General features: G+C 59.2%; 15 protein-coding genes and 1 pseudogene. 9 read left to right on the forward strand and 7 right to left on the reverse strand.

Translation table 11 applies throughout. The annotated features are described in order from the left end of the window. Window positions 1-38 precede the first annotated feature (38 nt). Both fumC and RIB87_RS13565 read left to right on the forward strand, forming a co-directional pair. Window positions 39-1,433 (forward strand): class II fumarate hydratase, encoded by a 1,395-nt coding sequence (gene fumC, locus RIB87_RS13560; protein ID WP_350147561.1) that lies wholly within the window; start codon window positions 39-41, stop codon window positions 1,431-1,433. Between the two features lie 24 nt (window positions 1,434-1,457). Continuing rightward, window positions 1,458-1,703 (forward strand): ribbon-helix-helix domain-containing protein, encoded by a 246-nt coding sequence (locus RIB87_RS13565; RefSeq protein WP_350147563.1) that lies wholly within the window; start codon window positions 1,458-1,460, stop codon window positions 1,701-1,703. A gap of 2 nt (window positions 1,704-1,705) precedes the next feature. Here RIB87_RS13565 and RIB87_RS13570 read toward each other — a convergent pair whose 3' ends face one another. Then, window positions 1,706-5,200 carry an AsmA family protein gene (locus RIB87_RS13570; protein WP_350147565.1) on the reverse strand — a complete coding sequence of 1,165 codons (3,495 nt, stop codon included), beginning with the start codon at window positions 5,198-5,200 and terminating at the stop codon, window positions 1,706-1,708. A 126-nt stretch (window positions 5,201-5,326) separates the two neighbouring features. Between RIB87_RS13570 and RIB87_RS13575 the strand changes: the two genes are divergently transcribed. Next, window positions 5,327-5,593 carry a DUF4169 family protein gene (locus RIB87_RS13575; RefSeq protein WP_350147567.1) on the forward strand — a complete coding sequence of 89 codons (267 nt, stop codon included), beginning with the start codon at window positions 5,327-5,329 and terminating at the stop codon, window positions 5,591-5,593. Here RIB87_RS13575 and RIB87_RS13580 read toward each other — a convergent pair. Further along, complete coding sequence (locus RIB87_RS13580) at window positions 5,590-6,990, reverse strand: FAD-binding oxidoreductase (RefSeq protein ID WP_350148218.1); 1,401 nt, start codon at window positions 6,988-6,990, stop codon at window positions 5,590-5,592. The genes RIB87_RS13575 and RIB87_RS13580 overlap by 4 nt on opposite strands. Window positions 6,991-7,185: 195 nt before the next feature. Between RIB87_RS13580 and RIB87_RS13585 the strand changes: the two genes are divergently transcribed. From RIB87_RS13585 to RIB87_RS13610, 6 genes are all read left to right on the forward strand, one after another. Continuing rightward, complete coding sequence (locus RIB87_RS13585; protein ID WP_350147569.1) at window positions 7,186-7,683, forward strand: thioesterase family protein; 498 nt, start codon at window positions 7,186-7,188, stop codon at window positions 7,681-7,683. Window positions 7,684-7,712: 29 nt separating this feature from the next. Then, a complete protein-coding gene (locus RIB87_RS13590) occupies window positions 7,713-8,231 on the forward strand; it encodes a pentapeptide repeat-containing protein (protein WP_350147571.1) in 519 nt (172 codons plus the stop codon). A gap of 72 nt (window positions 8,232-8,303) precedes the next feature. Next, window positions 8,304-9,932: a chloride channel protein gene (locus RIB87_RS13595; RefSeq protein WP_350147573.1), complete on the forward strand. Its 1,629-nt coding sequence runs from the start codon at window positions 8,304-8,306 to the stop codon at window positions 9,930-9,932. A gap of 43 nt (window positions 9,933-9,975) precedes the next feature. Continuing rightward, complete coding sequence (locus RIB87_RS13600) at window positions 9,976-12,306, forward strand: ATP-dependent helicase (RefSeq protein WP_350147575.1); 2,331 nt, start codon at window positions 9,976-9,978, stop codon at window positions 12,304-12,306. A gap of 2 nt (window positions 12,307-12,308) precedes the next feature. Then, window positions 12,309-13,205, forward strand: a complete 897-nt coding sequence (locus tag RIB87_RS13605; protein WP_350147577.1) for a 50S ribosomal protein L11 methyltransferase — start codon at window positions 12,309-12,311, stop codon at window positions 13,203-13,205. A 41-nt stretch (window positions 13,206-13,246) separates the two neighbouring features. After that, window positions 13,247-15,094: an aminopeptidase P family protein gene (locus tag RIB87_RS13610; protein ID WP_350147580.1), complete on the forward strand. Its 1,848-nt coding sequence runs from the start codon at window positions 13,247-13,249 to the stop codon at window positions 15,092-15,094. Here the strand turns inward: RIB87_RS13610 and ligA are convergent. From ligA to ftsZ, 5 genes and pseudogenes are all read right to left on the reverse strand, one after another. After that, window positions 15,091-17,220 carry an NAD-dependent DNA ligase LigA gene (gene ligA, locus RIB87_RS13615; protein ID WP_350147583.1) on the reverse strand — a complete coding sequence of 710 codons (2,130 nt, stop codon included), beginning with the start codon at window positions 17,218-17,220 and terminating at the stop codon, window positions 15,091-15,093. The genes RIB87_RS13610 and ligA overlap by 4 nt on opposite strands. Next, complete coding sequence (gene recN / locus RIB87_RS13620; protein ID WP_350147585.1) at window positions 17,217-18,896, reverse strand: DNA repair protein RecN; 1,680 nt, start codon at window positions 18,894-18,896, stop codon at window positions 17,217-17,219. Before recN ends, ligA begins: the two co-directional genes overlap by 4 nt. A 21-nt stretch (window positions 18,897-18,917) precedes the next feature. Next, window positions 18,918-19,778: an outer membrane protein assembly factor BamD gene (locus tag RIB87_RS13625; protein WP_350147587.1), complete on the reverse strand. Its 861-nt coding sequence runs from the start codon at window positions 19,776-19,778 to the stop codon at window positions 18,918-18,920. 160 nt (window positions 19,779-19,938) lie between these two features. Beyond that, window positions 19,939-20,904 carry a UDP-3-O-acyl-N-acetylglucosamine deacetylase gene (gene lpxC, locus RIB87_RS13630; protein ID WP_350147589.1) on the reverse strand — a complete coding sequence of 322 codons (966 nt, stop codon included), beginning with the start codon at window positions 20,902-20,904 and terminating at the stop codon, window positions 19,939-19,941. 1,141 nt (window positions 20,905-22,045) lie between these two features. After that, window positions 22,046-23,009: pseudogene (gene ftsZ, locus RIB87_RS15520) on the reverse strand (cell division protein FtsZ); the annotation flags it as partial. Window positions 23,010-23,174 lie beyond the last annotated feature (165 nt).

The following is a 23,174-nucleotide window of genomic DNA, read 5'->3' on the forward strand; positions in this document are numbered from 1 at the left end:
TGGCCGTTTCTCAACATCAGCCACGCGAGCACAGGCCCATGACAAAGACGCGCACCGAGACCGACAGCTTCGGCCCCCTCGAAGTCCCTGCCGACAAATACTGGGGCGCGCAGACCCAACGCTCTCTGGGCAACTTCAAGATCGGCACCGAGACAATGCCAAAGCCGCTGGTCCGCGCTTTGGGTATCGTCAAACGCTCCGCAGCTCTCGCCAACATTGCGCTGGATAACATCGACGCAAAAACCGGCAACGCAATTGCTGCGGCCGGGCTGGAAGTGGCAGAAGGAAAACTCGACGACAATTTCCCGCTGGTCGTCTGGCAGACCGGCTCCGGCACACAGTCCAACATGAATGCCAACGAGGTGATCGCCAACCGCGCCATTGAAATGCTTGGTGGCGAAATCGGCTCAAAAGAGCCCGTGCACCCCAACGATCACGTCAACAGGTCCCAGTCGTCCAATGACACATTTCCCACTGCCATGCACATTGCAGCAGGCGAGGAAGCCCATCACACGCTTATTCCCGCCCTGCAAAAACTGCGCAATGCACTCAACGAAAAGGCAAAGGAATGGGCCGACATCATCAAGATCGGTCGCACCCATACCCAGGATGCGACACCGCTGACGCTGGGTCAGGAGTTTTCGGGTTACGTCGCTGCCATCGATAACAGCATTCGCCGCGTCGCACAGTCATTGCCCGCCATCATGCAACTCGCCCAGGGCGGTACGGCAGTTGGCACCGGCCTTAACGCCAAGGTGGGCTTTGCAGAAAAGTTTGCAGAAGAAGTGGCGACACTCACCAAACTGCCTTTTGAAACTGCTCCCAACAAGTTTGAGGCGCTGGGCACCCACGATGCCATGGTTGAACTGTCCGGTGCGCTCAACACTGTGTCCGTGAGCCTGTTCAAGATCGCCAACGACATTCGCTTCCTGGGTTCAGGCCCGCGCTCCGGCCTTGGCGAACTGTCACTGCCGGAAAACGAACCCGGTTCGTCCATCATGCCCGGCAAAGTGAACCCCACTCAGTGTGAAGCGCTGACCATGGTGTGCACGCAGGTGATGGGCAACCACACCACCACCACCATTGCCGGCAGTCAGGGCCACTTCGAGCTGAACGTCTATAAGCCCGTTATCGCCTATTCGGTGTTGCAGTCCATCCGACTGTTGGCAGATGCCTCCGTCAGCTTCACGGATAACTGCGTGGTCGGTATCGAGCCGCGCCGCGACAACATCACCGACCTTATGAACAGGTCACTTATGCTGGTAACGGCACTCGCTCCCAAGATCGGCTATGACAATGCCACCAAGGTCGCCAAGACCGCCCACAAGAATGGAACGACGCTGCGCGAGGAGGCCGTGGGCCTTGGCTTTGTCACCGAAGCCGAGTTTGATGAAGTGGTGCGGCCGGAAAACATGATCGGACCGTCTGCCTAGACGACCGTAACGCGGAAGCAAACCATGCCCGGCGACATCAAACGGTCTGTGACCATTGCAGGCCACCGTACATCCATCACACTTGAGCCGGAGTTCTGGTCAGCGCTCAAGGAAATGGCGTGTACACGGAAGATTTCTGTGAATGAGTTGGTGCGCAAAATTGACGAAACCCGCAACCGCGCAGATCCGCGAGGGCTTTCCAGCGAAGTGCGTGTGCATATTCTGCGGCACTTCAAGGATGCCACAGCATGTGACACGACCGACCGATAGCCTCACGGAGTTGCCGTTGGCTCGTCCGCTGCATTTGGCAGATCAAGAATAACGCGCAATTCTTCCGCGCTATCGCCGCCCAAAGCATCAATGTCCCGCGCGATCAACATGCGCCCGACATACGCCTCAAGATCGGCGGATTTTACAGTGCGATCCATTGCAGACATATCGCCGGAAAACACAATCTGCACCGGCGGCGCGGCTTCAGGCTCCAAAAGGTCAAACGACGTCTCAACGTCCAGCGCATACCGCCCCACATCTGCGAACGCCGCTGTTGTGCCTTTTGCATGGGTGGTTTCCACCTGAATATCAGGTGCCCGCAAAACACCTGCCGTCATGGCAAGACGGCCTTGCAGCGACGTGAACGGCGTTGTCCCGCGGTTAAGCGTGGCGTCGGCCAGATCGGCAAAGTCTTCTACGCGCTCAAGCAGTTCAATACCTTGCGACAGGGCAGCCAGATCAATCCCGGCAAATGCACCATCGCGCGCTTCAAAACCGCCCTCGCCCTTCAACGAAGAGACCAACGCCAGCGCACTTAGCCCCTTGCCAGATAACGACAGATCGAACCCGCCGGTACCGGACGCAAAGCCGGCATAGCCCAGCACGCCACTTACCTCGCCCAGATCAAAGCCGTTTGCCGCGATGCTTGTTTCCAGCGTCAGACCATCTTGTGCCGCAAGTGTGCCAGAGGCACGCACCTGACCACCGAACGCCCGCCCTGTTGCATCGCTGACTGTCAGCGTGCCTGCTTCAAGTCGGCCTTTGGCATCAACCTGATCAAACAAGATATCACCAACAACGACCCCGCCGCCGGAGAAGGTAAGGTCAAGAGCCGCACCGGTAAGCCAATCAGTTTTGAGAAGCTGCGTACTCCAACTGTCTGTAATGCCATCAGCCGGGACATCGTCTGCGACGGGCGGTGCTGAGCTTGTAAAGTCGCCGCGTACAATGCCAGCCACAAGCCCCGCATCCAGCGCGCGGGACACCACGGAGATCGCACCCTGAGGCACGAGACCACCTGTAAACAGGGTGCCTGACACGTCAGCATCTATGCTGCTGCTACCAGCTCTCATCATGAGCGAGGCCGACTGCACCGCATAATTTTCTGCTTCAAAGGCAATGTCCCCACGCACCTGTGCATGATCGATGCCTGCAAGCGTGTAGCCCGCCACCTGTGCCACCGCGACCGGGTCGCTGGCGTCGGCCGTGATATCAAATTCATAGGCCAATGCATTGCCGGTAAGGTCGAGCGTACCCGCAACACTGGCGGTCAGCACAGTCAGCGCGGCTTCTGCGGCAACCGCCACCGGTGCACCCATCTGTCCCTGCACGGCAAGTGTCAGCGACGGCACGTCACCCTGCGCTACATCAAACGCCGCATCATTCGCAGGTGTCTCGCCGCGAACGCCTGCCAGCGCCGCCAACGCCTGCACAATACCCTGCCAGGCATCTGCCTCCAGCAGAGCCGTGCCATTGTAGGCGGCGTCCGACATGCCATCTGCACCAGGCGTCAGCAACGCCTCGCTTTCAAACCGTACCGTATCAATACGGCCGATCATGGAAACGGCAACCGTCTGGGCGCGTGATGCCTCCTCGCCCGATGAAGAAGGCCAGGCCGCATTGGCACTCAGGGAAAGGGGTGCCAGTCCCTCCAGCGAATGTTGGGGCAGCGGCAACAGACCTTCCAGTGACCCGACATCGGGAGCTGTCAGCGTTGCCTGATACTCACCTTCCGCAGAGGTCGAGGCACCCTTGAGCGTAGCACTTGCCCCGCGCGCGCTCCTGAACAACAACTCGCGCACCGTCAGCGCGTCATCCAGGGCTGTGAGATCAAGCCGAAAGTCTTCAACATGCAGCGCTCCCAAATCGAGCGATGCAATGTTCAAAACGACGTCTCCGTCAAACCCCAGATCAGTGGAGCGTCCCGGCACGAATGTATCCAGAAATGGAATCGCGCCTTCAGCCAGCGCGATACGCTCCATGTCCAAAGACACTTTGACCTTAGGCCGGTCGTCAAAGGTTGTTGAAACCTGCCCGGCCGCACGACCGCCATCAATCATCAGCACCAGCCGGTCGAGTCCAAGACGCTCAGGTGTCAAAAACACACCGCCACGACCGTCAAGCGTTTCAAGCGGCATCGCACCAAGCACCGGGGGGACACTGCCGCTGCCAAGCCATGCAGCAAACTCCTTGGGATCTTTGCTGGTGAGCGCAACATCTCCCGAAAAATAGGGCCCTTCATTGCCCAAAGCCAACGCGCCGGTTATCTGGGTGTGTGTGTCCCCGGCAAGCGTTGCATCCAGCGCGGTAACCGAGACGGCACCGTCTGCCACAGTGGTAATCAGATTGACATCCGTAAGCACCGCAAACCCGCCCCCCGTCGGCAAGCCCGTCGCAGGAAGCCGCACCTGCTCGGCCACAAGGTCGTAGCTACCATTTGGCGCACCGGCGATCAGGCTGCTGACCGCCTGCACCACCGCTTCACGATCCAGCGCAATTCCGGCTGTCTCAAAGCCAGTAAGGTCGATACGATTTACAGCCAGCGCCGCCGTGACAATAAATTGAGAACCGGAGGTTGCTGCAACATTGCCGGACATCTTCACAGCCCCGGCTTCCGCTTCAATGTCTCGCAGCGTAAGGCCATCCGGCGCTGCAACAAGGCCGGCGGTCAACGACACCGGTTGCCCGGCGGTCAACGCGCCAAGCTCAGGGGTGAGATCGGCAGCGGCCGCAGCACTGATGGCTCCATCAAAACGAACATCCCCGCCGCGTCCTGTTACGATACCGCGAAAGGCCAGCTCAGCATTTTCAAATGTGAAAGCGACATTCGCCGGATAGGCTTTCTCGGACGAAACTTCCCCGAGCGTTGCCGTGAAGGATGCCGCGTGTCCGCCGATGCTCGCGCTGCCCTTTGAGCGGTAAGGTCCCGCAAGCCCGTCAGCACCCAAAAGCGCATTGATCGCATCTATGGTGTAATGAGTTCCCAAACCCAGATTGCTAAATCCGATCCACCCTTTGGTGATTTCAATTTCACCGATAGTGACCGGCGGCATTCCCTGCAATGGATCAGCGACTGTATCGCCCTGGGAGTTTTCCTGACCGGTGCTGCCATTGCGAAACTGCCAGTTGCTGCGGCCTTCAGCGGTTTCCTCAAGCCGCAACCGCGGCGCGTCAACCGTCAGACGACTAACCTCAAGGTCACCGCGAAACAGCGACCCCAAAGAAAGCTCAGCCGTCATGCTGGCAATCTCCAGCATGTGCGGTGTACTGGCGCCTTCCACATTTGCAAGCGTCAGTTTGCCAAGCGTCAGCTTTGGCGTGGGCAGAAGTGAAATGCGAACATCGCCGGCGATGTTCACGTCGCGCCCGGTCACAGCTTCCGCCTGCGCTTCAATCAACCCTGCATACCGGCTCCAGTCCAAAAAGCCGGGCACGATGAGGGCCGCCGCAACCAGTAGGGCAAGCGCCAGGCCTGCGTAGGACCAGATTGACCGCAAAGTAATGCTCCCTGCCCGCGGGCGTAATAGTGACGTATGGTGGCTGAGAGCGCTGAATCGTCAACTTTTGCGCGCTGTTCGGCTATGTTCAGACATTACGGCACATTGCACAATGATCCAAAAGCCATGACCCAAAAAGATGACGAAACGTCAAAAGTGGTCCCTTTCGCACGCCGTCCATCACGAACCGGCGCCCCCGCGAAACCGCGCCACCTGCGCAAACAACAGGCTCGCGCCGAAAAAGCGGCACACGCTGCTGCCAACCGCGCAAGATACGGTCGTACCAAATCAGAAAAGCAGGCTGACCGTGCCGATACGCAGCGGATTGTGAAACTGGTTGATGGTGCGAAGCGCAACACCACCGCGGGTGACGCCGACAAACCTGAAACCTAGACGTCCGGCAGCATCTTGCCAGGGTTCATGATGCCATCCGGATCAAGCGCCTTCTTGATTGCCCGCATCATGTCCACGGCATCGCCGTGCTCAAGAGCCAAAAAATGTTTCTTGCCAATGCCAATGCCGTGTTCGCCCGTGCAGGTGCCGCCCGCCGCCAACGCCCGCATCACCAGCCGCGCATGCAAAGCCTGCGCTGTGTCAACCTCTGCACCGTCATCAGGATCAACCAGCAAAATGAGGTGAAAGTTGCCATCACCCACATGCCCCACCAGCGGTGCAATCAGGTGTGCCTCCTCCACATCGGCTCTTGTCTGGCTAATAACACCGGCAAGCTGCGACACAGGCACACACACGTCGGTGGTAAAGCCTTTTCTGCCAGGTGAAAGTGCAAGTGCCGCGTAATACGCGCTGTGCCGTGCCTCCCATAGACGCGTGCGGTCTTCTGCCCGCGTCGCCCATTCAAAATCACCGCCACCATTGGCCTGTGCCAGGTCAGCCACGCGCTGCGCCTGTTCGCGCACACCCGCCGCTGAACCGTGAAACTCCAAAAACAGCATCGGCTGCTCTGGCAGACCAAGCTGCGAATAGGCGTTACATGCGCGCACCATTACATCGTCCAGCAACTCAATACGCGCCACGGGAATGCCTGACTGGATGGTCTGAATGACGGTTGCAACGGCATCATCAACGGATGCAAAGCTGCATGTCGCAGCACCCGTTTCTTCCGGTATGCCATGCAGACGCAGAGTGATTTCGGTGATGACACCAAGCGTGCCTTCGGCCCCGGTAAGCAGATGCGTCAGATCATAACCTGACGCAGACTTTCGCGCCCGCCCGCCGGTACGCACCACCGAGCCATCGGCCAACACAACAGTGAGCCCAAGCACATTTTCGCGGACTGTACCGTAGCGCACCGCATTGGTGCCGCTGGCGCGCGTCGACACCATACCGCCAACGGTTGCGTCCGCACCCGGATCAACCGGCATAAAAAGGCCCGTATCGCGCAAATGAGCATTGAGGGTTTTGCGCGTGATTCCCGCCTGAACCGTGCAATCCAGATCTTCCGCACTGACCCGCACAACATCTGCCATCTGCGACATATCAATCGTCACACCACCGCGCACCGCCGCGACATGCCCCTCAAGCGAGGTGCCTGCACCAAAGGGAATGACGGCCACTTTATGGCGCGCGCACTCAGAAACAATCAGCGACACTTCATCGGTGGAGTGCGGGAAAACCACGGCATCAGGCGCGGCCCCCGCGTGCCAGCTTTCATCATGGCCGTGCTGCTCGCGCATTGCCCACGAGGTCACCAGCCGGTCGCCAAAATGGGGTGAAAGCGCATCAATCACGTGTGACATCACAGCGTTGGTATCTGTATCCTGTCGTTGCATCACGCTGCATCTTCCCTGCACATCTGAAAAAATATTACCCCGGAAACGGCACCCGCACCATTCACTTGACGTTCACAGCGCACCGCACATTTTCAGGATGAGCCTCCCCTCACCCGAAAAGTTTGGGATCGGCCGCAACATGCTTATGATCCTCACCGACAGCACTTGAGTGATACCAATCAAGGCGAATAGCCCATGGCGCAGACCAGGAAGACATATGCAGCCCCCCTCATCGCACCTCCAATGAAGGTGGTGGAGGACTGGATCGACTACAACGGCCACATGAACATGGCGTTTTACAACCTGGTGTTCGACAAGGCCGTGGACGCGATGTTTTTGGACGTGGGCATCAGCGAAGACTATGTGGTGCGCGAGAAGGCATCGGTCTTCACCGCCGAGATTCATGTTACCTACGCGCAGGAACTCGCCCTGCATGACCCCATTCGCGTGACATGCCAACTGCTTGATTTCGATGCCAAGCGCATTCACCTGTTCATGGAAATGTATCACGCTGAAAAAAATTATCTGGCCGCCACCATGGAGCAGATCGGCATTCATGTAAGCATGGAGACCCGCCGCTCTGCCCCCATGCCCGATTGGGCCCTCAGTGAACTGGCTGCGATGAAACACGCCCACGATGCGCTGCCCGTCGCACCACAGGTAGGCCGTGTGATCGGCATCCCCCGCAAATAGTCAACGCCTCAGGCAGGAGCCTCGCCCGCGTGATTCACCTTGTATTCAGTATCGCCGCAGCTTTGGTTGTTTTCGCAACCACACCCACTCCGGCAACCGCCCAGCAGATTGGTGCAGACTGTCAAAGCCCGGCACTGCCCGGCGTCAACTGGCACCGTTGCTACCTTGAAGACAAGCCGCTGGCGCGTGTGGACCTGACCGGCGCTAAACTGCGCGAGGCACGGCTCATCCGTGCCACACTGGTTGCAGCAACCCTTGATGAGGTTGATGCCCGCCGCGCCAAGTTCATGCGCGCACAGGCCCAGCAGGCAAGCTTCGTTGGCGCCGACCTGCGCGAAGCCGATTTCACACGCGCCAACCTTGCAGGTGCAAACTTCACCGACGCAGACCTGCGCCGCACCCGTTTTTTCAAAGCCAATCTGCGCGGCGCAGACCTGACCGGAGCACGCCTCGGCAACACCGACATTCTGGACGCTGATCTCACAGGAGCCACCTGGACCAACGGCAGCTATGTGTGCGGACCAAACTCCATCGGCCAATGTAAATAGCCAGGTTCATCACCGCCCCTTTCCCGCGCGCCTCAACCAGTCTATCCCTAGGGAACAGGGGAAGCGGGCTGAATGAGCGACACGTCGACACCACGCCGCCGGACGAAACTGGCGAACACCTTCAGACAGGCCACCACCTCGCAGGTGCCGCGTGTCTGGCTGGCGGCCCTCGTGGTTGGTGCGATTGCAGGCTATGCCGCCATCGCATTCAGGCTGGCCATCGGCGGCGTTCAGTTTTTATGGATAGGTGAAACCGAAGAAAATCTGTTTCGCTTTCTTGCAGATGTGCCCGCCTGGCTGATTGTTGCCGGCCCCACCACTGCCGGACTGATTGTAGGACTTTGGATCACCTATGTGCAGCCCGGCAACCGCGCCGAAGGAGTGGCGGATGTCATTGAAGCCCGCGCCATGGGTCAGGGGCGAATGCCCCTGCGCAAAGGGCTGGGTAGCGCCTTCATCGCCATCGTCTCGCTGGGCGGCGGCGCAAGTGCAGGCCGCGAAGGTCCCGCCGTCCATCTTGGTGCAACGCTTGGTTCGTTTCTCGCGTCACGACTTGGCTTTGGGCCGACACATATGCGCACCCTGCTGGCAGCCGGTGCCGCATCTGCCGTGGCCGCCTCATTCAACGCACCAATAGCGGGCGTCCTGTTTGCGCTTGAAGTCGTGCTTGGCCATTACGCCCTGCGCGCGTCCGGCCCGATTGTTATTGCAAGCGTCACCGGCGCGCTGCTCGCCCGCTTTCACATCGGTGCATCGCCGACATTTGTCATTCCCGACTACATGATTGCCAGCCTGTTCGACTTCCCGGCATTTGCGCTGCTGGGGGTTGTCTGCGCTGGCGTCTCCATCGCATTCATGACAACAGCCATGTACACGGATGATTTGGCACGCCGCATCACCATGCCGCTTTGGCTGCGCCCCGTGCTTGGCGGTTTGCTCGTCGGTCTGATCGGCATCTGGTTTCCGCAGGTTATGGGCGTGGGCTATGGTGCAACGGACGCTGCCCTGCAGGGTCAGTTCGGGCTGATGCTTCTGCTCACGCTGATTGTGCTCAAGATTGTTGCAACAGCCATCACGCTCGCCAGCCGCTTTGGCGGCGGTGTGTTCTCACCAGCGCTTTATCTGGGTGCCATGACTGGCGGTGCCTTCGGCCTGCTCATATCTCTTGCAGTCCCTGATCTGGCATTTTCAACCCACGCGGTTTACGCCATCGTCGGCATGGGCGCAGTCGCAGGTGCCGTACTTGGCGCACCGCTTTCAACCCTGCTCATCGCCTTCGAGTTGACCGGCGGCTATGAAATGACCGTCGCCCTCATGGTGGCCATCTCTGTTTCAGCAGCGCTGACCCAAAGCGTGCTGGGCAAGAGTTTTTTCCAGTGGCAACTCGAACGGCGTGGCCTGCGGCTATATGGCGGACCGCGCTGGCAGATACTGCACTACGTCAGGGTGCGCACATTCATGCAAAACGTAACCCCGGACGAGACAACACCCCTCCAGGAGCTGGACGCAGACGACGAGCGCCTTTTCACCGACGATACGCTGGAGCGCGCCCTCAACATGTTTGCGCAGACCGCGGCACCATCCCTGCCGGTGGTTCAACCCGCCGAGGAAAGCCAGGTTGTTGGAACTGTCAGCCACACAGATGCGCTCAAGGCCTACAATCAGGCCCTCGTCGAGGCATCCCGCGAAGAACACGAATAGACGGCTCGCCAGCACACGTGTTCATGCTAAGTTCCCGATTCTTATGACCGATCCATTTGACCTTGGCGACATTCCTGAAGAGGAAACAGCGCGCGGCCCGTCCATTTCCCAAAGGGCCGCCGCCGCCGCCGCGCCTGCGCCCTATCTGCAAAGCCTGAACGGCCCGCAGCGTGAGGCCGTGGAGGCCCTCGACGGCCCCGTTCTGGTACTGGCAGGTGCCGGCACCGGCAAAACCCGCGTACTCACCACCCGCCTCGCCCACGTGCTCAACACCAAGCGCGCATGGCCCGGTCAGATACTTGCCGTGACCTTCACAAACAAGGCCGCGCGCGAAATGAAGCAGCGTATTGGCGCACTCATTGGCGGCGTTGTGGAGGGTATGCAGTGGCTCGGCACGTTCCACGCGCTGGGTGCCAAAATCCTTCGCCGCCATGCAGAGCTTGCCGGCCTGCGGTCTGATTTCACCATTCTGGACGCGGACGATCAGGTGCGGCTGATGAAGCAGGTCATCAAGGCCGCCGATATCGACGAAAAACGCTGGCCTGCCCGTCAGCTAGCAAGCCTCATTGACGGCTGGAAGAACCGCGCCCTTGCCCCCGACCAGGTGCCCAAAGGCGAAGGTTCAGCGTTTGCCAACGGCAAGGGCGCCGAGCTGTATGCCGCCTATCAGGCCCGCCTCAAAACCCTCAATGCGGTGGATTTCGGCGACCTGCTGGTTGAAAACCTGCGTATCTTCCAGTCCAACCCGGAAGTGCTGGAGGATTATCAGCGCCGCTTCGCCTACATTCTGGTGGACGAATATCAGGACACCAACGTTGCCCAGTATCTGTGGCTGCGGCTGCTTGCGCGCGGCCACAAAAATATCTGCTGTGTTGGCGACGACGATCAGTCGATTTATGGCTGGCGCGGGGCCGAAGTGGACAACATCCTGAAGTTCGAAAAAGACTTCCCCGGTGCCAAGGTCATTCGTCTGGAACAAAACTACCGCTCGACCCCGCATATTCTGCAGGCAGCTTCCGGCCTCATCACCGCTAATCAGGGCCGCCTTGGCAAAACCCTGTGGACCGACACAAACGACGGCGAAAAACTTACCGTGCGCGGCGTGTGGGACGGTGAGGAAGAAGCCCGCACCATCGGCGAAGACATCGAGCAGTTTCAGCGCAAAGACCACCTGCTCAACGAAATGGCCATTTTGGTCCGCGCATCATTTCAGATGCGCGAGTTTGAAGACCGCTTCATCAATCTAGGCCTGCCCTACCGCGTGATTGGCGGCCCGCGCTTTTATGAGCGCCTCGAAATCCGTGACGCTAACGCCTATTTCCGCCTTGTCGCCCAGCCGGACGATGATCTGGCATTCGAGCGCATCGTCAACAAGCCAAAGCGCGGTCTTGGCAATGTGGCGATTCAGACATTACATCAGGCTGCCCGTGCTCAGGGCACATCATTGTGGCGCGCCGCACGTCCGCTCATTGACTCAGAAGAACTCAAGCCACAGGCACGCCGCGCCCTTACAACATTCGTCGAAGACATTGAGCGGTGGCGGCGGCTGTTGCCCGCTCTTCCGCATACGGAGCTTGCCGAACAGATCTTGGATGAATCCGGCTATACCGAGATGTGGCAGAACGACAAATCAGCGGATGCTCCCGGCCGCCTCGACAACCTCAAGGAACTTGTCCGCTCCATGGAGCAATTCGAAAACATGGCAGGTTACCTGGAACATGTGTCGCTGGTCATGGACCGCGAAGATCAGGAGGCTGATGACAAGATCAATCTGATGACCCTCCACGCTGCCAAGGGCCTGGAGTTCGAAACTGTGTTCTTGCCGGGCTGGGAAGAAGGCTTGTTTCCCCACCAGCGCGCCCTTGATGAAAGTGGCCTTGCAGGACTCGAAGAAGAGCGCCGCCTTGCCTATGTGGGCATCACCCGCGCCAAACAACGTGCGAAAATATCCTTCGCCGCCAACCGCCGCATTCATAATCTGTGGCAAAACTCGCTGCCGTCGCGCTTCATTGATGAACTGCCCGAAGCAAACGTCGAAGTGGAAAGCCAGGGCGACACTTATTCCTACGGCCCGTCGCGCTTTGATGAAGGCGGCTTTACGGCAAGCGAATATTCAAGCCCCGGCTGGCAACGGGCGCAGTCGCGCTCAGGCCAGCACGCCACGCCTCCCCGCCGCGCACCCATGATCGACGCACAGGCCACCCTCATCGCCACGTCCGCACCGGACGCGGAAGGCTTTGAACGCGGCGAACGTATTTTCCATCAAAAGTTCGGTTATGGCTGCATTCAGGACATCGAAGGTACCAAGCTCACAGTCGCATTTGAAAAAGCCGGTACTAAAAAAGTGATCGCCAGTTTTGTGGAGCGCCCCTGACCATGCCTGCCGCACCCGTGTATGACACCGCCACACCCGATCCCAATCTGTGGCAGGCCGTTATCAACCTCACTCCACAGGATGCCGCCACGGCCTCGGACTGGTTTGCCGAAAGCCATCCCGATGTGCTGTCCGTCTCCGTGTTTGAGGAGCTTGGCAATCGTAACTCGCTCACATTGCTGTTTGCCGGTGAGCCGCAACGCGCTGCAATCGACTCAACGCTGCAAAACGCGCTGGGGCATCTCCCCGGCTATGCACTGGCGCCCCTGCAACACGACGACTGGGTCAAGCGCGGCCTTGAAGACCTCAAGCCCGTCCATGCCGGTCGCTTCCATATTCATGGCAGCCATGATGCTCCGGCCGCCGGAGGAACGCACTCCCTGCTCATTGAAGCGGGCGAAGCATTTGGCACCGGCCAGCACCCCACCACCATGGGCTGCCTGATGGCACTCGATGATCTGCTGAAGCAGGGCATCACCGGCCCTGTTTTCGATCTTGGGTGCGGCACCGGCATTCTCTCCATCGCCTATGCCCGCGCCACAGGGCGGCCGGTCATTGGCGGGGACATTGACCCCCCATCAGTTGAGTTCGCCAATAAAGCCGCGCGCGCCAACAAGGTTGGCCCGTTGATGCGTGCTGTAATTGCGACCGGCTTTGACCACCCGTCCATTCGTGCGCGCGCGCCCTATGGACTGGTGCTCGCCAATGTTCTGGCCGGGCCGCTCATCAACCTTGCCCCGTCCGTCCGCCACAATACCCGCCTCGGCAGCAGCGTTGTGCTGTCCGGCCTGCTGCGCCATCAGTCGCGCGCAGTGGAAGCCGCCTATCGCGGGCAGGGATTTGTCATCGGCACCCGATATCCCCTGGGCGATTGGATGACCCTGCTTCTGCACCGCTGAACCTGCTTGGCTAGGAGCGTTTGAGTCCCTAAATAGAGGGTATGGATCAGGCAATCGGTTATCAGATTTTTTCAGACAATCCCGACCCCACCGTGGGCGCGCCGCGCGTGGCTCTTTTGCGCGCCGAACTGGCACGCCACGGGCTGGACGGCTTCATCATTCCGCGCGCCGACGAACATCAGGGCGAATACGTGCCTGCCCGCGCCGAGCGCCTGAAATGGCTCACCGGCTTTGGCGGCTCGGCCGGCATGGCCATCGTGCTGAAAGACAAAGCCGCGATTTTCATTGACGGGCGCTACACCCTTCAGGTCCGCGATCAGGTGGACATGAATGTATTTGAGCCGCAACATCTGGTAGATGAACCCGCCACCCGCTGGATCGGGGAAAACCTGACCCATGGCGCACGCCTTGGCTTTGACCCGTGGCTTCACACGGCGGCTGCCGCTGACCGTCTGCGCACCGCCTGCACCAAAGCAGGTGCCGAACTTGTTCCGTGCACCGACAACCCGGTTGATGCCATCTGGGAAAACCAGCCAGGCATACCTGTTGGCGCAGTCGTGCCCCATCCGCTCAGCTATGCAGGCGAAGACCACGAGGAAAAGCTGGCACGCATCGCTGAGAAGCTGGAAGCTGATGACGTGGACGCCGCAATACTCACCCAGCCAGACTCTATCGCCTGGCTGTTCAACATTCGCGGGCAGGACGTATCCCACACGCCCCTGCCGCTGGCATTCGCCCTCATGCACGCCAAAGGCCACGCGGAACTGTTCATTGATGAGCGCAAGCTATCCAGCGAAACCCGCAAACACCTCGGCAACAAAGTAACGCTACATGCGCCCGGCCGCCTGAAGGAGGCGCTGGACGAGTTGGGGGCCGCAAAGAGGGAAATCCGGCTCGACATTACAAGCGCCGCAGACTGGATCAAACAACGGCTGGACAGTGCGGGTGCAATCATCAAGCCTGGCGACGACCCGTGCCTGCTGCCCAAGGCCCGCAAGAACGATATAGAAATCGAAGGGATGCGTACCGCGCACCGCCGCGATGGCGCTGCTGTAACCCGCTTTCTGGCGTGGCTCTCCCGCGAAGCAACAAGTGGCACCCAAAGCGAGATTTCGGCAGCGCAGGCGCTTGAAGCATTCCGTGCCGAAACGGGTGCACTCAAGGATCTGTCGTTCGACACTATCTCCGGTTCAGGCCCCAACGGCGCAATTGTGCATTACCGTGTAACGCAAGCAACCAACCGCACTCTGGGCCCTGGCGACATTTATTTGGTGGATTCAGGCGCGCAGTACCTGGACGGAACAACCGATATCACCCGCACCGTTGCCATCGGTGAACCTGCCCAAACCAACGATCTGAAGGATGTCCGTGACCGCTTTACCCGCGTTCTCAAGGGCCACATTGGCCTTGCCATGGCGCGTTTTCCCAAGGGCACGTCCGGGTCACAGCTTGACGTGCTGGCCCGCAATGCCCTGTGGCAGGCGGGCCTTGATTTCGATCACGGTACCGGCCACGGCGTCGGCAGCTACCTGTCGGTCCACGAAGGCCCGCAGCGGATTTCAAAACTGCCTCACAATGTGTCGCTTGACCCTGGCATGGTGATTTCCAACGAACCCGGCTTCTACAAAACCGGATGTTACGGCATCCGCATTGAGAACCTTGTCGCAGTCACCCCGCCCACTGATATTGACGGCGGCGAACGCCCGATGATGGCATTCGAGACACTGACCCTTGCGCCCATTGACCGTACACTGATTGATCCCACACTGATGGATGCAACAGAACGCGCATGGCTCAACACTTATCATGCCCGCGTGCTCACGGAACTTGCCCCGCTGCTGCCGCCAGAAGACCAGGCCTGGCTTGAACAGGCCACCAGGGCGCTTTAGCCCGAAGCAGCTATCTCCACCCAGGCGTCTTCATCAATCACCTCGATACCAAGACTTTCAGCCTTTTTGAGCTTTGACCCTGCGCCCGGCCCGGCAATCAACAGGTCCGTCCGGGCAGAGATGGACCCTGCCACCTTGGCACCCATCGCCTCTGCTCGCGCCTTGGCCTCAGCGCGCGTCATTTTTTCCAGCGTGCCGGTGAACACCAGCGTCTTGCCCGCAATCGGGGAGCCGGATGCATCAATTACCTCAGCATCCTGCAGCGTCACCTGCTCAAGCAAGGCCGAAATAATGTCGCGATTGTGCGGCTCACGAAAAAACTCGACCAGCGCGTCAGCGGCAGTTGTGCCAATGCCGTCGATCGCCACAAGCTCGCGATAGGCGTCACTTGCATCACCTTCGCAGGCCGCCATCATGGCATCTTGAAACGCATCAAAGCTGCCATAGCTGCGCGCCAGCAATCGGCCCGTTGTTTCACCCACGTGACGGATGCCAAGGCCGTAGATCAATCGGCCAAGTTCGGGTCTGCGGCGGGCGTCAATCGCTTCCACAAGGTTGGCGACAGATGTATCGCCCCACCCCTCCATCGCCTTGAGGTCATCAGCCTTCTCGGCAAGCCTGAAAATATCGGCAGGCTCATGTAGCCACCCCAGCGCATGAAATGCATCCACCTGCTTTGCACCCAGCCCGTCTATATCCAGCGCCTTACGTGCCACAAAATGTTTGAGCCGCTGCACAATCTGCGCCTCGCACATGAGCCCGCCGGTACAGCGACGCACAACATCTGCCTTGCCGGTTTTGTCGTTCACGTCGCGCACCGCATGGCTGCCGCACACAGGACATTTTTGCAGCGGCACAAACTTTTTTTCGGTGCCGGAGCGCTTTTCCGTCAGAACACGCACGACCTGCGGAATGACATCACCTGCCCGCTGCACCAGAACCGTGTCACCGATGCGCACATCCTTGCGTGCTATCTCGTCCTCGTTGTGCAGCGTGGCATTGGATACAACCACACCGCCCACCGTTACCGGTTCAAGCTTTGCTACTGGTGTAAGCGCGCCCGTGCGCCCGACCTGTATCTCAATATCCCTGAGGAGCGTGATCGCCTGTTCCGCGGGAAACTTGTGGGCAATGGCCCAGCGCGGGCTGCGCGATACAAAACCAAGCCGTCGCTGGTAGTCGAGATCATCAACCTTGTACACGACACCATCAATGTCATAGCCAAGTGATGCCCGCTGCTCCTCGATGTGATGGTAATGCCCGATCAGTTCCTCAACGCTCGTGCAGCGTTTAAGCAGCGGGTTGATGGGAAAACCATAGCCACCAAGTGCCAACACAGCCTCATGCTGTGTGGTGGCAGGCAACGCCGACACCTCGCCCCACGCATAGGCAAAAAACCGCAGTGGCCGTGATGCCGTAATAGTCGGGTCCAGTTGCCGCAATGACCCGGCGGCCGCATTGCGTGGATTTGCGAATGCGTCCTTCCCCGCCGCCATCTGCTTTTCGTTGAGCGCCGCGAAATCTGAGTGGCTCATATAGATTTCGCCGCGCACTTCAAAAACATCAGGTGCCGCTGTGCCTTTAAGGCGGCTGGGTATATCGGCAATGGTCTGCACATTGCGGGTGACATTTTCCCCTTCGGCCCCGTCACCCCGCGTCGCCGCCATCACCAGCTCGCCGCGTTCGTAGCGCAGGCTTGCAGACAGCCCGTCGATCTTGGGTTCGGCCGTAAAAGCCAGCTTGCCGTCGGCATCCAGCCCCAGAAACTTTGTAACCCGTTGCACAAAGTCGGCGACATCTTCATCGTTGAAAGCGTTGCCGAGCGACAACATAGGCACGGCATGACGCACCTTCTCAAACTTTTCAGATGGCGCTGCCCCCACTTTGCCTGACGGAGAGTCGGGACGCACAAGCTCGGGAAACCGCACTTCAATTTGCGTGTTGCGTTTGCGCAGACGGTCATAGTCTGCGTCGCTTATGACCGGCCTATCTTTTTGGTGATATGCCTCGTCATGCTTGGCAATCTCAGCAGCAAGCCGGGCCAGTTCAACACCTGCCTGCTCCTGGCTCAGGTCCCAGACATCAACCGCTGAAAAGTCGTCGCCGGTGGCTTTCGCCCTGCTCACGAGGCTGCCCCGATGAGTTGATCAGCGGCGGCACGAGCCTGGTCAGTGACGATGGCCCCGGCGAGCATCCGCGCAATCTCTTCACGACGCTGTTGCGCATCAAGCATGGTTACATGGGTTGCGGGCATGTCTGACTTTGCCTTTCCCACCAGCCGCTTTTCGATTTTCAAATGATGGTCAGCGCGCGCTGCCACCTGCGGGCTGTGCGTCACCACCAGCACCTGCACACTTTGCGCCAGTGCCGCCAAGCGCTCACCCACAGCCTGTGCTACAGCGCCGCCAACACCGGCGTCCACCTCATCAAATACCAGCACCGGTGCGCCACCGCGTGCCGCAAGCGACACCTTGAGTGCCAGCATGAAGCGGGCCAATTCACCACCGGATGCGATTTTTGCCAGTTGCGCAAAAGGCGCACCAGGGTTGGTTGCCACTTCAAAACGCACCTTGTCGATGCCCTCCGGCCCGCCTTCGTCAAAGGGTGATACATCAATCTCGGTGCGAAACCGCGCCTTGTCGAGCTTGAGGGGCGGAAGTTCTACACCTACCGCCTTGTCGAGGCGTTTAGCGGCTGCCGCGCGGGCAGATGACAACGTTTTGGCTTTGGCGACATACAGATCGCGCGCTTTTTCAGTCGCTTTCGCGGCCGCCGCCAACAGACCCTCACCACCATCAATCTCACCTAACCGTGCGGCAAGTGCCGCAGCAATACGGGGCAGATCGTCCACGTTGCAACTATGCTTGCGGGCTGCCGCACGCAGGGCAAACAGACGTTTTTCCACATACTCAAGGCGATCGGGATCAAACTCCAGCGTATCAAGCGCCGCGCTGACCTGATCGCGCGCCTCGGCTGCCTCAACCACAGCGCGGTCAAGCGCGGATACTGCGGCATCAAGTCGTCCGGCTGCGTTTTCACGATGTACATCAAGACGTCGTAATGCGCTGGAGAGACGACTTTCAACGCCACCATCAGTTTCCAGCGTTTCCAGCGCCTCATTCAGATCAGCGGAAATTTTTTCAGCGCTCATCATCAGCGTGCGTTCCTGCGCGAGGGTCTGGTCCTCGCCGGGCTCGGGTGCCAGTTCATTGAGTTCGCCAACTGCAATACGCAAATAGTCAGCGTCAGCCTGTGCACGGGCAATCTCATCGGTAAGGCGTTTCAGGTCTGCCTGCGCCTCGCGCCAGGCTGCATGAAGCCGAACGAGTTCACGCACATCGCCCTCAAACCCGCCAAACGCATCCAACAGGCCGCGATGGGTGGCAGGGTCAAGCAGACCATGGGTTTCGTGCTGGCCATGAACTTCCACCAGCGTGTCACCAAGCTGGCGCAGCAGTGCAATGGAAACAGGCTGGTCGTTGACAAACGCACGGGTGCGACCGTCTGCACCTTGCACGCGCCGCAAAATAAGGTCGCCCTCATGCTGGATGCCCGCCTCATCCAATAAGGTACGGGCCGCATGGCCGGCTGGAATATCGAAAATGGCCGTCGCGGTGCCCTGTGTTGCCTTGCCGCGCACCAAACCGGCATCAGCACGCCCGCCCGTGGCAAGCCCCAGCGCATCCAGTAAAATCGATTTGCCTGCCCCGGTTTCACCCGTCAGGCCAGACAGCCCTCCGTGCAGCTTGAGGTCAAGGCTCTCAATCAGAACGATGTCGCGAATGGCAAGCGCCGTCAGCATGCCCGGTACTCTCGCTTGGCGTTAAAAAACGCTGTTCCACGCACGGCTGATCCACGAGGCTTCATCTTCCAGAGGCTGCAACCCGTCATTTGCAAGCAACGCATAAGAATACCGATACCAGTCGCTGCCGGGATAGTTATAGCCCAGCACCGCAGCCGCTGTTTGCGCCTCATGCTGAACACCCAGCGCCATATAGGCCTCCGAAAGACGGTGCAGGGCTTCAGCCGTGTGTGTGGTTGTCTGATAGTTCACGATGACCGTGCGGAACCGGTTGACCGCCGCCACATATTGCTGGCGGTTGAGATACCACCTGCCGATATGCATTTCCTTGCCGGCCAGATGATCGTAGGTGAGGTCAACCTTCAAACGAGCATCGCGCGCATATTCACTGTCAGGAAAACGCCGCACCACTTCTTCAAGCGACCGCAACGCACGCTCCGTGGTGCGTTGGTCACGCGCTACATCTGTAATCTGCTCGTAGAACGACAGCGCAACCAGATAATAGGCATACCCGACATTGGGGTTACCGGGATGCAAGGCAATAAAGCGCTGCGCAGAGATGACAGCACTGTCATATTCGTTGACCTGATAGTGCGAGAATGCTGCCATCAAAATCGCCCGTCGCGCCCAAATGGAATATGGGTGCTGGCGCTCCACCTCATCAAACAAGGGAGCCGCCGCGCGGTAATTGCCGTCTTCCAGCTCATCCAGCGCCTCGTTGTAGAGCTCGTTTACCGGTCGCTCCACATATGCAAGATCATCGCTGTCACCCCCGGAGCAGCCGACCAGCACGAAGGCTACGGCCACTGCCAAACCGCGCACCAGGCGCCCGCTAAGTGCCACGAGGTGAAATGGCTGCGCAATGATATAGCCTAAATGCATGGTGTTTCCGGTGGCTGGTCTGTCTGAGACGTGGCAACGCAGCGAGTCAGCAATAGTCCCGTGCGCAGGGTCAGACAATAAACGAGACGCCCCGCCCCCCGCAATGCATAGCGGGTGGATGCTGCCGAAAACACACAAATGCTGAAAATGGACGAAAAACCTAGGCTGGCGCTGCCGCAACCGCTGCTACCGATGGCGCACCACCCGCCCGGCGCGCCCCGCGAAGCTCAACAGACGGTGCCTGTGTGGTGATCTCAAAGGCTTCCGGCGTGGCAAACAGCTTGCGTACCAGTTCATTATTGAGCGCATGACCAGACCGCACACCGCGATACCGACCAATAATCGGTGCGCCGGCGAGGTAAAGGTCGCCAACTGCGTCCAGAACCTTGTGGCGCACAAACTCGTCCTTGAAGCGCAGCCCGTCATCATTCACCACAGCATCGTCATCAATGGCCACGGTGTTTTCAAGCGAGGCGCCACGGGCAAGGCCCATGCTGCGCAACATCTCAACGTCTTTGACGAAACCGAATGTGCGGGCAGCCGCAATGTCTTTTTTGAAACTCGGCTCACCAAGCTCGACTGTCATTTCCTGACGACCGATGGCGGGCGAAGGAAAATCAATCTCGAAATGAACGGCAAAGCCGTCGTGCGGCTCAAGCACCGCGCGTTTCTCGTCGCTCACGATCTCGACGGGACGCAAAATGCGAATATAACGGCGCGGAGCGCCCTGCTGCTCAACACCGGCGCACTCGATGAGGCGCACAAATGGAACCGACGAGCCATCCATGACAGGCACTTCGGGGGCGTCAACGTCAATAATCACGTTATCCACGCTGCACCCTGAAAGGGCCGCCATCACATGCTCAATTGTGGAAACAGTTGCGGTGGCAAAAGGCCCCGGTGCGCAAATGGTGGTGCCAAGCTGGGTATCACCCACCGCATCAGCGCGGGCGGGAATATCCACCCCGCCGCCCTGGGCGGCATCAAGGTCAGTGCGGCGAAAAACAACGCCTGTATTGGGGGCAGCGGGATGAAGCGTCATATTGACCATTGAGCCCGTATGAAGGCCAACACCGGCGCAGCTGATACTGGTCTTCAATGTTTGCTGCGGTTTGCTCTTGGCCATGCTGGCTTTCGCGGCTTTTTTATCTTGCGTAAACAGGTCTTGCAGACTCACGACGCAGTTACCCCCTCAAAACAGACTTGCCGGTTCCCAAACCGGGCACATGCAGCCTCACGCATATAGCGGGCGCAATTATGCGCGCAGGTTGTAGCAACCACTGTGCAGCGCAACAAATCACACGGTGTTTCGCTGTGTTACAAATTATGTTGTTGAAATTAAACATGTTTCAGGCAGTGCTTGGTCAATTGCTCCAAGCGCCGATTCACACCCTTCGCGTCCTGAAACGAAACGGGCCTCGCCGCAATCTCCGGCGAGGCCCGCTTTGATCGGAACGGGTGTTTACAAGGCCCCGGGGCCCTTGTCGGATGACCCTAGTTAGCCTGACGCCTCAGGAAAGCAGGAATCTCAAGCTGTTCTTCCTCAACGGGGTCCGGTGCAAGTTCGCGCACCGGAGCGGCATTCTGGTGACCACCAGATGCTGCACGCTGCGGTGCTCCATCTATTGGATGAGAGCCATAGTGACCGTCCTGCTGACCGCCGGACTGTATCCCCGGACGTTCCCCGCCAGAACGCTGTTCAACCGGACGCTGGGCAACACGCGGTTCAATGCGAGTTGCAGGCTGCCGACTGGCCGTCCCACCTGCAGAACGCAGTGGCGTCGCTGCGCCACGGTCAGCGGATGCCGCATCACGCCCCCCGCCAAGCGCACCACCAGTGATCCGCTCAAAAAATCCCGGAGCTTTTTTGCGCGGCTTGGCAGCCAGGCGCTTGGCCTCAGGTGCAATATAAGCTGCACCGCGTTCGCGCGAAACAACAGCCCCACGTGGTGCGGACTCAGACACTGTGTGGTCATCATCCGTCTGCACATTATCAGCCATCTGCGCATCAACTGATGCCGCTTCAGGCCGACCCTGTGGCTTGTGAATAATCACCTCGGCTTCGTATTCGGCAAGGTTAATACTCGCATCAAGCGGTGGCAGTGATGACATGTAAGCTGCATCGCGTGATTGTGTTTCGGTGCGCCTGGGCTGCAGTGCCACCGCAGCGGCTGCTTCCGCATCCACTTCCGGTTGGCTCTTGAGGCGGAAGCCGCGCACAGGTTCTTCCACACGCTGCTTCACCGGCGGCTGTTCAGCGGCTGCTTCCGCGTCGATGCCCGTTGCAACAACAGAAACCCGCATGGAACCTTCAAGAGCTGTATCGAATGTAGAGCCCACAATGATATTGGCTTCCGGGTCCACTTCCTCACGGATGCGGTTGGCCGCTTCGTCAACTTCGTAGAGCGTCATGTCACTGCCGCCGGTGATATTGATGAGCACGCCGCGCGCGCCCTTCATTGACACTTCGTCCAGCAATGGATTGGAGATTGCCGCTTCCGCCGCTTCAATGGCGCGGGTTTCGCCAGAGGCTTCCCCCGTCCCCATCATCGCTTTGCCCATCTCGTTCATGACCGTGCGCACGTCAGCAAAGTCAAGATTGATAAGGCCGGGGCGCACCATCAGGTCGGTGATGCCTGCAACGCCTGAATGCAGCACTTCGTCCGCCATGCCGAATGCATCAGCAAACGTGGTTTTCTCGTTGGCGACACGGAAAAGGTTCTGATTGGGAATGACAATCAGCGTATCCACGTAACGCTGAAGTTCTTCAATGCCTTCGTCGGCGATACGCATACGTCGCGCACCTTCGAACTGAAATGGCTTGGTGACAACGCCGACCGTGAGAATGCCCATCTCACGCGCTGCCCGCGCAATCACAGGCGCACCACCCGTGCCGGTGCCGCCGCCCATACCAGCCGTGATGAACGCCATGTGGCAACCGGTCAGATGCTGGGTGATTTCATCCAGCGCTTCTTCTGCGGCAGCTTCGCCAACCTGCGGACGCGAGCCTGCTCCCAGGCCCTGAGTGATCGCAGCACCCATCTGGATGCGACGGTCCGCCAGCGACTGCGACAGCGACTGCGCGTCAGTATTGGCAACAACAAAGTCCACGCCTTGAAGGCCGGACTCGATCATGTTGTTGACACCGTTACCTCCGGCGCCGCCGACGCCAAAGACAGTGATACGTGGTTTCAGTTCGGTCTGTTCAGGAACCGAGAGATTGATCGTCATTGGAGGGCCTCCATTGGATGCGCTAAATGCGCTTTTGTTTCCGCTCGGCCTCACTGTTGAGTTGGCCCGGTTTTTCCCGATGCCATTTTAGGTAGTTCACTACTGATCTGTTTGTCAGCTTCAAGTGATTCGTTTCAAAATCATCATATCTGCATTTGAGCCCGC

Origin of the sequence: Pyruvatibacter sp. (genome assembly GCF_040219635.1) — a bacterium.
GTDB lineage: Bacteria > Pseudomonadota > Alphaproteobacteria > CGMCC-115125 > CGMCC-115125 > Pyruvatibacter.